At 62.9% G+C, this 9,727-nt stretch carries 8 protein-coding genes and 1 tRNA gene; 5 read left to right on the top strand and 4 right to left on the bottom strand.

All coding sequences use genetic code 11. From position 1 onward, the window contains the following. Window positions 1–13: 13 nt before the first annotated feature. Window positions 14–1,009: a DUF1853 family protein gene (locus WF331_RS26015; protein WP_284361586.1), complete on the top strand. Its 996-nt coding sequence runs from the start codon at window positions 14–16 to the stop codon at window positions 1,007–1,009. A gap of 85 nt (window positions 1,010–1,094) precedes the next feature. Then, a complete protein-coding gene (locus WF331_RS26020) occupies window positions 1,095–1,640 on the top strand; it encodes a cytochrome b (RefSeq protein WP_016500850.1) in 546 nt (181 codons plus the stop codon). On the opposite strand, the gene WF331_RS26025 is transcribed toward WF331_RS26020, so the two are convergent. Both WF331_RS26025 and WF331_RS26030 read right to left on the bottom strand, forming a co-directional pair. Beyond that, the gene (locus tag WF331_RS26025) at window positions 1,631–2,521 is read right to left on the bottom strand and encodes a 1-aminocyclopropane-1-carboxylate deaminase/D-cysteine desulfhydrase (RefSeq protein WP_284361591.1); all 891 of its coding nucleotides are present in this window, start codon (window positions 2,519–2,521) and stop codon (window positions 1,631–1,633) included. The two genes, WF331_RS26020 and WF331_RS26025, sit on opposite strands and share 10 nt — an antisense overlap. A 51-nt stretch (window positions 2,522–2,572) precedes the next feature. Next, window positions 2,573–4,609, bottom strand: coding sequence for an NADPH-dependent 2,4-dienoyl-CoA reductase (locus WF331_RS26030; protein WP_340623445.1), 2,037 nt, complete (start codon window positions 4,607–4,609; stop codon window positions 2,573–2,575). 234 nt (window positions 4,610–4,843) lie between these two features. Here WF331_RS26030 and WF331_RS26035 point away from each other — a divergent pair, with 234 nt between their 5' ends. From WF331_RS26035 to WF331_RS26045, 3 genes are all read left to right on the top strand, one after another. After that, window positions 4,844–5,785 carry an RHS repeat-associated core domain-containing protein gene (locus WF331_RS26035; RefSeq protein WP_340623446.1) on the top strand — a complete coding sequence of 314 codons (942 nt, stop codon included), beginning with the start codon at window positions 4,844–4,846 and terminating at the stop codon, window positions 5,783–5,785. 115 nt (window positions 5,786–5,900) lie between these two features. After that, window positions 5,901–7,019, top strand: a complete 1,119-nt coding sequence (locus tag WF331_RS26040; protein WP_041167822.1) for a nitrilase-related carbon-nitrogen hydrolase — start codon at window positions 5,901–5,903, stop codon at window positions 7,017–7,019. A 4-nt stretch (window positions 7,020–7,023) separates the two neighbouring features. After that, a complete protein-coding gene (locus WF331_RS26045; protein WP_016500855.1) occupies window positions 7,024–8,064 on the top strand; it encodes an AraC family transcriptional regulator in 1,041 nt (346 codons plus the stop codon). 353 nt (window positions 8,065–8,417) lie between these two features. Here the strand turns inward: WF331_RS26045 and WF331_RS26050 are convergent, their stop codons facing one another. Both WF331_RS26050 and WF331_RS26055 read right to left on the bottom strand, forming a co-directional pair. Then, window positions 8,418–9,248: a DUF2242 domain-containing protein gene (locus WF331_RS26050; protein WP_340623447.1), complete on the bottom strand. Its 831-nt coding sequence runs from the start codon at window positions 9,246–9,248 to the stop codon at window positions 8,418–8,420. Between the two features lie 199 nt (window positions 9,249–9,447). Further along, window positions 9,448–9,524: transfer RNA gene (locus WF331_RS26055), tRNA-Asp, on the bottom strand. Window positions 9,525–9,727: the final 203 nt, after the last annotated feature.

Raw genomic sequence — 9,727 nt, forward strand, 5'->3', positions numbered from 1 at the left:
CGATGGACCGATTATGGGCGAAACCACCGGGCAGCGGCAAACCGGCTATGCTCGCTGGATGATGCCATTCGCCCTGCTCAACGACCTGCCCCGGCAGCTACGCCGCCCCGCCGTGCGCGACCTGGCATGGGCCCTGCTGTCGCCGCCCCTGCTCAGCGCCCCGCCCTGCCCCCAGCGCCACCCGCTGACGGGCAGCCTCTGGGCGGAGCAGCCGCAGCGCCTGGAGGGCTGGTTGCGGGCGCTGGATGCCGACGATCGCCCGTTGCGCGAGTGGCTGGCAAAGCTCGGCAGCCGGCGGCTGGGGCTTTACTACGAACGGCTGTGGCAATTTGCCCTGGGCCAGGCACCCGGCATCGAGCTGCTGGCGGCCAACCTGGCAATCCGTGACGGTGGCCACACCCTGGGCGAACTGGACGTAGTACTGCGCGACCGCGACGGTGTGCACCACCTTGAGCTGGCGATCAAGTTGTACCTGGGGCCGCAAGACGCCGGGCACGACCCGCATGCCTGGCTGGGGCCTGGGTGCCATGACCGGCTGGGGAGCAAACTTGCGCACCTGACGGGCCACCAGTTGCCCATGTCAAACGGCGCGCACAGCCGCGAGCTGTTGGCGCGGTTGGGGGTTGAGCAGGTGCAGGCACACGTGTGGCTGGGTGGCTACCTGTTCTATCCGTGGCCTGGGCATGCCGAACCACCTGCGGGCGCCAACCCGCAGCACTTGCGCGGGCGCTGGGTGCGCCGGCGGGACTGGGTCATGGCAGAGGGGGAGCATTGGCAGCCCTTGCAGCGGCATGCCTGGCTGGCACCTGCGCGGGTCGAGCCAGGCGAAGGCTGGACGGTGGAGCAGTTTGCGGCCTGGTTGCATGTGCTGGAGCGGCAGGCGCCGGCGCAGTTGCTGGTGAGGTTGGAGCCTGATGCCGAGGGTGCCTGGCAGGAGGTGGAGCGGGTGTTTCTGGTGGCTGACAGTTGGCCATTTTCAGCGCAGGCAACACATTTTTCACAGACCTAGCGCAAAGATTTGTTTCTGGTAACCACTACAGTGGTACCTGAGCGCCAGCAAGAGCGCCATTTTGACCTGATGACGAGGACCGATCATGGTTTCATCCACCCCCACGACCCATTACGCGCGCCTGTCCATTGCCCTGCATTGGCTGATGCTGGTGCTGCTGGCCGCTGTCTATGCACTCATCGAATTGCGCGGCCTGTTCCCCAAGGACAGTGCCGAACGCAACCTGATGAAGGACCTGCACTTCATGCTCGGGCTCAGCGTGTTCGTGCTGGTCTGGCTGCGCCTGGCCATGCGCCTGAGCCGCCCTACCCCGCCCATCGTGCCCAAGCCGCCGGCCTGGCAGACCGGCCTTGCGCACCTGATGCACCTGGCGCTGTACCTGCTGATGATCGGCATGCCGCTCGCCGGCTGGCTGATCCTCAGCGCCGCCGACAAACCGGTGCCGTTCTTCGGCCTGGAGCTGCCGCACCTGATCGGTCCGGACCCGGACCAGGCCAAGTTCATCAAAGGCTGGCATGAACGCGTGGGCAGCTGGGGCTACTGGCTGATCGGCCTGCACGCGGTGGCCGGGCTGTACCACCACTATGTGCAGCGTGACAACACGCTGCTGCGCATGCTGCCCTACAAGTAACCTCGCCGGCCCTGCAGGCCACCGGTGTGTACCACGATCAGGCGGGTGCCGGGCGCGAACAGCCCGGCCTCGACCTGATCACGCAAGGCCAGCAGGGCCTTGCCGGTGTAGAGGGCTTCGAGCGGTACACCGCTGTGCAGCTCGCACTCGGCGACGAAGGTCAGCAGCTCATCGTCGAATTTGCCGAAACCGCCACGGCAAGCGTCGTGGAGCTGGTAGCCGTGCGCACCGGCCAATGCTGCCACCGCGTCCGGCACACCATGATCCCTGGGCACAGCCAGCGCGCCATGAACGGCATGTGCACCCGCCTCGGCCAGTACCAGGCCGGCCAAGGTAGTGCCTGTTCCGGCAGCCAGCCACCAGGCATCGTAGCCCGTCCAGCCCAGTGCCGTGATCTGCGCGCGTGCCTGTTCCATGATCAGGGCACAGCCCTGCGCACCGGCCGGCCCGCCGCCGCCTTCAGGAATGCAATGCCAGCCGGGGTAGCGTACCTGCCAGGGCCCCCAGAATCCGGGTTCGTTGCGCGCGCGGTAGCCGCCGTAGCCCAGCCAGTGCAGCTCCATGCCCAGCGCCTGAAGGTCACGCACCGTAGGTGTTTCCTGAGCGTGACCCCGCAGCAGGCCGGCGGTGGCGAAGCCGAAGCGCTTGCCGGCGGCGGCCAGGGCGTGCAGGTGGTTGGAGTGGTTGCCGCCGAGGCTGATCAGGCCCGGGGCTTTGTTGACGCTGGCTTGCTGCAGGTGATGGCGAAGCTTGAACCACTTGTTGCCGCTGACCAGCGGGTCGATCAGGTCCAGCCGCAGGATGGCGGCCTCGACATTGGCAGTAGCCAGCCAAGGCAGGCTCAGGGGTTGCAGGGGCGCTTGAGGGAAGTCGAAAAGCATCGTGCGAGTTTACCAGCGAAATCCTGGGGCTGCTTTGCAGCCCCAGCAATCTCAGAGTTCCGCCGCCAACCTTGAACCTTGGTTGATCGCCCGTTTGGCATCCAGCTCGGCCGCCACATCGGCCCCGCCAATCAGGTGCACCGACTGCCCCTCCGCCACCAGGCCGTCCTGCAGCTCACGCAGCGGGTCCTGCCCGGCGCAGATCACAACGTTGTCCACCGGCAGCACCTGCGGCTCGCCGTCCGCCACGCGAATGTGCAAACCGGCATCGTCGATACCCAGGTACTCGACGCTGTTCAGCATCTGCACCCGCTTGTTCTTCAACCCGGTGCGGTGAATCCAGCCGGTCGTCTTGCCCAGGCCATCACCCACCTTGGACTTCTTGCGCTGCAACAGGTAGACCTGGCGCGCCGGGGCATGCGGCTCGGCCTTGACCCCGGCCACGCCACCCCGCGCCTCCAGATGGGTATCGATGCCCCACTCCTTCCAGAACGCCTCACGGTCCTGGCTGGTGGCCACGCCCTCGTGCACCAGGTACTCGGACACATCGAAACCGATGCCACCCGCACCAATCACCGCAACCGCCTTGCCCACCGGCTTGCGTTCAAGCAGCACGTCCAGGTAGCTGAGCACCTTGGCATGCTCGACACCTGGGATGGCCGGGGTACGCGGTGCGATGCCAGTGGCCAGGATGATTTCGTCGTAGCCGCCGCTCACCAACGCCTGTACGTCGACACGGGTATTCAGGCGCAGGTCCACGCCCGTGTTTTTCACTTTGTTGCGGAAATAGCGCAGGGTTTCGAAGAACTCCTCCTTGCCCGGCACCCGCTTGGCCACGTTGAACTGGCCGCCGATTTCGCTGGCGGCGTCAAACAGCGTCACCGCATGGCCACGCTCGGCTGCCACGGTGGCCGCAGCCAAACCGGCGGGGCCGGCGCCAACCACGGCAATGCGCTTCACTGCCCGTACTGGCAGGTAGTTGAGCTCGGTTTCGTGGCACGCACGCGGGTTGACCAGGCAGCTGGTCAGCTTGCCGCCAAAAGTATGGTCCAGGCAGGCCTGGTTGCAGCCGATGCAGGTATTGATCTCGTCGGCGCGGCCAGCCGCTGCCTTGTTGACGAAGTCCGGGTCGGCCAGGAACGGCCTGGCCATCGAGACCATGTCGGCATCACCTTCGGCCAATACGGCTTCGGCCACTTCCGGCGTATTGATACGGTTGGTGGTGATCAACGGAATGCTCACCACGCCACGCAGCTTGGCGGTGACCTTGCTGAATGCCGCACGCGGCACCTTGGTGGCAATGGTCGGGATACGCGCTTCGTGCCAGCCGATGCCGGTGTTGATCAAGGTCGCGCCGGCCTGCTCGATGGCCTTGGCAAGCAGCTCGATCTCGTCCCAGGTGCTGCCACCCTCGACCAGGTCGAGCATCGACAGGCGGAAGATGATGATGAAATTCGGCCCTACCGCGCCGCGCACCCGGCTGACGATTTCCACCGCCAGGCGCATGCGGTTTTCGTAGCTGCCGCCCCAGCGGTCGGTGCGGTGGTTGGTATGGGCAGCCAGGAACTGATTGATGAAGTAGCCTTCCGAACCCATGATCTCGACGCCGTCGTAGCCGGCGCGCTGGGCCAGCGCCGCGGAATTGACGAAGTCGGCGATCTGTTTCTCGATGCCCTCCTCGTCAAGCTCTTTGGGCTTGAACGGGTTGATCGGCGCCTGGATTGCGCTAGGTGCCACCTGCCGTGGGCTGTAGGCGTAGCGCCCGGCATGCAGGATTTGCAGGCACACCTTGCCACCGGCGGCGTGCACGGCTTCGGTGACGATGCGGTGCTTGTCGGCTTCTTCCTCGGTGCTGAGCTTGGCCGCGCCGGAATACACCCCGCCTTCATCGTTGGGCGCAATGCCGCCAGTGACCATCAGGCCGACGCCGCCGCGAGCGCGCTCGGCAAAGTACGCGGCCATGCGCTCGAAGCCGCCGGGGCGCTCTTCGAGGCCGGTGTGCATGGAGCCCATCAAGGTGCGGTTGCGCAAAGTGGTGAAGCCCAGGTCGAGCGGAGCGAGCAGGTGCGGGTAGCGGTCGGCGGCCATGGAAGGTCCCCTGGTGGCGTGATCACGGTATGCGGGCACCTCACTGGTCGGCGGGGCCCGTCGTTTGTCTGTCAGCGACATTAAACAGCCGTTTGAATTGGCTCAATGATCGAAACTGACAAGTTACTGATCCTGGTGAACGCGACGCCCTATCATTTTTGCCAGTTGAAGGATTGGCCGGAGTTTTCATAATGGAGACAAATCAACGTCTCCCTCAGTCTACGAGCACCAGACATGAATCGGTCGCCAAAGCGCTCTCTCTTCTTCTACCAAGATGACAAACTCCTTACCAGGCTGCAGGGTGACGAGCCTTGCAGCCTGTTTCGCATGGGTGACATTACGCTGGCAGAGCGCAACGTCAAAGGTACGGCCTCTACCCTGCTTACATCCGATATAAAAGGCTCCACCTTCGGCACCGCGCAGGCCAGTGCAAACCATAGCCATGCGTATACGCCTTATGGTTTTTGCACAGAACTCTATTCACTGCTCGGCTTCAATGGTGAGTACTTTGACAGGGTGCTGGGTGACTATGTACCCCACAGCTATCGTATTTATAATTCCCGATTGATGCGATTCCACTCAACTGATGACCTAAGTCCCTTTCTGAAAGGTGGCCTGAATCCTTACACGTTCTGCTCAGGCGACCCCATTAACTATAGCGACCCGACCGGCCACGCGCCAATATCCAATTCCCATATTCAATCCGTTACCTACATACAAACCTCAAAGACCAAGATTTCCTTCCAAGGCCCTGAAGACGCTAGATTTCATGTAACCACCAAAAAAATAGCAAACCATGCGGTATTCGACGTTTTTACAGATAAAAATCGAACGGCTACCGTACCAGTCCTGGAAAATCAATACCGAGAGTATACAAAAAACCAACGCTTCATCACCAACTTCCACGAGCTAAAAAAAACACCTGAGGGTAGAACAATCATTAGAAATCAGTATTTACAGCACGCGGCAAAATCTCTTGATGACGAGGGCAGGCCGACCAGAGATTTTTACACTTTTTCTCCCAAGCCATTAGTGCAAGACGCGCAGAATACCAACGCTTACATTGTCAGCACCGCCGAGAGATTATTAAAAAAAGCGCTAGACCCGAAAGATGAAACCGCTGATATCAGAAGCTTCACAAGCGGCAGTGGAAATTCACGTCGCCACAGCATATAAACATATGCTTCAACCCCTGCTTTCAAATCAAGCCAGGAGAACAGACGCCGCCCTTTTTTCACTACAGCATGTATGATAAGTTCATGCCTCAGCTTTAGATAAAAACCAAAGCCTCATGCGAAAACTCCTGGCAAGCGCCTTGGCGCTGGTGATGATTGCCGCCCTTTGCGGCTACGGCTTCTGGACCCAGCAGCGCCCGGAAGGCCACTACCTTTCCGACCTGCGCATCGAGCTGGCACTCAACCATGGCGTACCGGGCGAGCACGGCAACCTGCTTGGCGTCGAGCCGCTGCTGTACCCGGGCGACTACCAGAACCTGCAACGCCTTCACCGCAAGCTGGCAGCCTATCTGGAGCAGGCCCGCGCCCAGGGCCTGGTGAGCCAGCGCACGGTGGTGGTGCTGCCGGAGCACATCGGTACCTGGCTATGGGCTCGCGGGGAAAAGAACGAGCTGTATCAGGTCACGCAAAGCCGCGAGGCCTTGCAATGGCTGGAGCTGAGCAACCCGCTGCGTTACGGCCTGGCCATGCTGCGTGCCGACGGCGACGATTGGCGCGCGGATGCACACCTGCGCATGAAGGCCGAGCAGATGGCCGCGGACTACCAACAGCTGTTCGGCGGGCTGGCCAAGGAGTTTGGCGTTACCCTGGTGGCTGGCTCCATCGTGCTGCCTGCGCCTTACGTGAAACAGGGCGTGCTGCACGCCGGCAGTGGCCCGCTGTTCAATAGCAGCCTGGTGTTTGCCGGTGATGGCTCACTGCTGGGCCAGCCACAGCGCCAGCAGTTCCCCGACAGTGAAATGCGCCGCTATGTCCACGATGGCCGCCAACAACCCCTGCAAGTGGTGCAAACCCCTGCCGGGCGCCTGGGTGTACTGGTTGGCAGTGACAGCTGGTACCCGGAAAACCATCAGCAACTGGCACAACAAGCGGTACAACTGATCGCCAACCCGGTATTCCTCAGCGGCAAGGGCAGTTGGGAAGCGCCATGGCGTGGTAATCGCCACCAGGAGGCCAGCGCCGGGCTGCCCCTGCAACGTGGCGAAGTCAGCGAACAGAGCGCCTGGCAACGCCTGACCGAGGCCGCAGGGGCCAGCGTCAGCAGCATGAGCGTGTTCATGCGCGGGCAGTTCTGGGAACAGGCCAGCGACGGCCAGGGCTTTGCCCGCCAGTCGGGTGAGTTGCTGGCGGGTACCCCCACCCATGGCGCTCGCCTGCTGAACCTGTGGCTATAGGCCCATGGCCCGCCCCCGTGTACGCCTGGGCGACCTTTCGGTAGGCTTTGTCCAGCCGCTGACCGAAGCCCTGCGCGAACTGGGGCACGAGCCTGAGCCTCTGCTGCGCCGCTATGGCCTGGATGCACCCCGCCTCGCAGAAGCCGGCGGGCGCTTGTCGATCCCCCGTTACATGCACCTGGGCCACGCCGCCATCGAGCTGTGCGGTGAGGCCGCGCTGGGCCTGCACATGGGGCGCCTGAGCCGACTGGCGCATGCCGGCCTGGCCGGGGTCACCGCCGCCCAGGCGCCGACCCTGGGCGATGCGGCGCGCACCCTGCTGCGCTTCGAGCCACTGTACGCGGCCAACTACCGTGGCCATTCCAGCTTCGAGGAAGATGCCCAGGGCGCCTGGTTGCGCTTCTACTCCATCAGCCCCTACAACGCCTACAACCGCTTTGTGGTCGATTCACTGCTTGCCGGCTGGCTGGCGCAGCTGGCCGATCTGGCTGGCACAACGGTGCAGGCCGAGCGCCTGGACATCGAATTTTCCGCGCCTCCCTATGCGGCGCGCTATCAGCCGCTGTGCAGCGCACCCGTACAGTTCGCGGCCGAGGGCAACCAGCTGCGTCTGAGCCGCGCCACACTGCAGCTGGCCAACCCCAGGCACTGCCCGAGCACCTGGCAGCACCTGCTGCAGCTGTGTGAGGCGCAAATGCAACAGCTCACGCGGGTGCGCAGCCTGGGTGAGCGCATTACTCATCTGCTGGGCCCGCTGCTCAATGGCGGCCGTGAACCGGACCTGGAAGAAGTGGCGCTGCACTTGCAGTTGCCCACCTGGACCCTGCGCCGCAAGCTGGCCGAGGAAGGCACGCGCTTTCGCGACTTGCTCAATGAAACGCGGCGCGACCTGGCCGAGACCTATATCCGTGACACGGAGCTGGCCTTTGGCGAGATTGCCTATCTGTTGGGGTTTGCTTCGGCCGAGGCCTTCCAGCGCGCGTTCAAGCGCTGGACGGGCCTAACGCCGGGGGAGTTCCGCCGCAGCCAGCGGCGGGCGGGCTAAAGCTCGGTAGCGTCTTCAGCCGGTTCCGGGGTGTCCAGTTCGTAAGCCTGGGTTTCGAGTAGTTCTTCCTGGTATTCATCCATCGCCCTGCGTCCTCTTTGCTCGTTTTGTCTTCGTAGGTATCACCTTCAGCCTAGGCAGGTGGGATGAAGAGATGATGACAAGCTTATGAGTGGTAAACGTAGCAGGTGTTCAGGAAGTTATCGCGGGGTGTCTGTAACAGGGAATGTTTACAGCCCGTACCGGCCTCTTCGCGGGTAAACCCGCTCCCACAGGTACTGCACCGATCTCAAACTCTGTGCAGTACCTGTGGGAGCGGGTTTACCCGCGAAGAGGCCGGTACAGGCAAACAGTCAAAGGGAAGGCGATGCGGCCTCGGCAGGCTGGGCTTCGGGCTGCACCTGAATCGGCGCCGCTTCGGCCGGCGGCGCGACAGGCTGCGAGCCCTGGCTGTCATTCACCACCGGTGCCGCTGCTGCTTCACTGGCCGGGGCAACGGCCGTAGCCGCTGGTGCAACTTGCGCCACAGGTACGGCTTCCGGAGCCGGGGCAGGTGCCACCGGGTTCGCAGCTGCCTGCTCCGGCAGCCCCAGTTCCACCGCGGGTTTCTGCACCTTGGGCGCCTCGACCTTGGCCTCTTCGACCTTCTTCGGCTTGGGCTTGGGCAGGTAGCTCTCTACCAGGGCGAAATACCGGTCATAGAACTGCGCCGCCGTCACCGTTTCGCTGGCCACCTTGACCATCGAGTCGTCGCTGGAGCCGATCGGCATCGATACCGAACCCAGCACGCCCACGCCAAGGCTGGCGGAGGTGTTGGACTTTTTCAGCGCGTAACGGTCCTGCAGGGCGTTGGCGAACATGGTCGAACGCTGCTCGTCGCTCACATCCGGCGCGCAGGTCACGTTGAAGCTGATCTGCAGGTGGTTCTCGCTGTTCTGCTGGAAGCTCTTGTTGCCCACCACCTGGTTGGCGCCGCTGTTGGTGATGATGTAGCCCTGGCTGAGCAAGGCACGCCGGGCGGCCTCGCAGGAGCCGGCATCGCTCACCGGAAAACTGCGCGAGAAGGTACCCGAGTCATCGAAGTTCTCGTGCTCGTACACGGCGGTTTTTTTCGAGGAACAACCGGCCACCCCCGCCAGCACCAGGGCCAGCCCGAGCGCACCAAAGACGGAAGATCTGGTCATTGCGAATTCCGGGTAAGTCGAGAAAGTGCCTATTGTGCAACACAGCAGGCAGGCACAGGAACCACTGGTCGGTGAAGAGTCTGTCAGGTTGGTGTAAATCTGGGTAAAGCCGGGGGTTTCCAGCCGTAGAAACAAAAAAAGCGACCCGAAGGTCGCTTTTTTCGTGCTTCAAGGCGTTCAAGGGGCCTTGAGGCTAAGATGGCGCAGCGGACGGGACTCGAACCCGCGACCCCCGGCGTGACAGGCCGGTATTCTAACCGACTGAACTACCGCTGCGTATCATCCGGGCTTGCGCCCGATTGAAACCTGGGTCTACCCTTCCGGCGCAATGGCCTCAGGGCAGGCACAAAAAAAGCGACAACAGGATCGCTTCTTTTGTGTTTGCTTCAAGGTGTTCTAGGGACCTTGAAACGAAGATGGCGCAGCGGACGGGACTCGAACCCGCGACCCCCGGCGTGACAGGCCGGTATTCTAACCGA

This window comes from Pseudomonas sp. YNh, from assembly GCF_037993085.1.
In the GTDB taxonomy this organism is placed as follows: Bacteria; Pseudomonadota; Gammaproteobacteria; order Pseudomonadales; family Pseudomonadaceae; genus Aquipseudomonas; species Aquipseudomonas putida.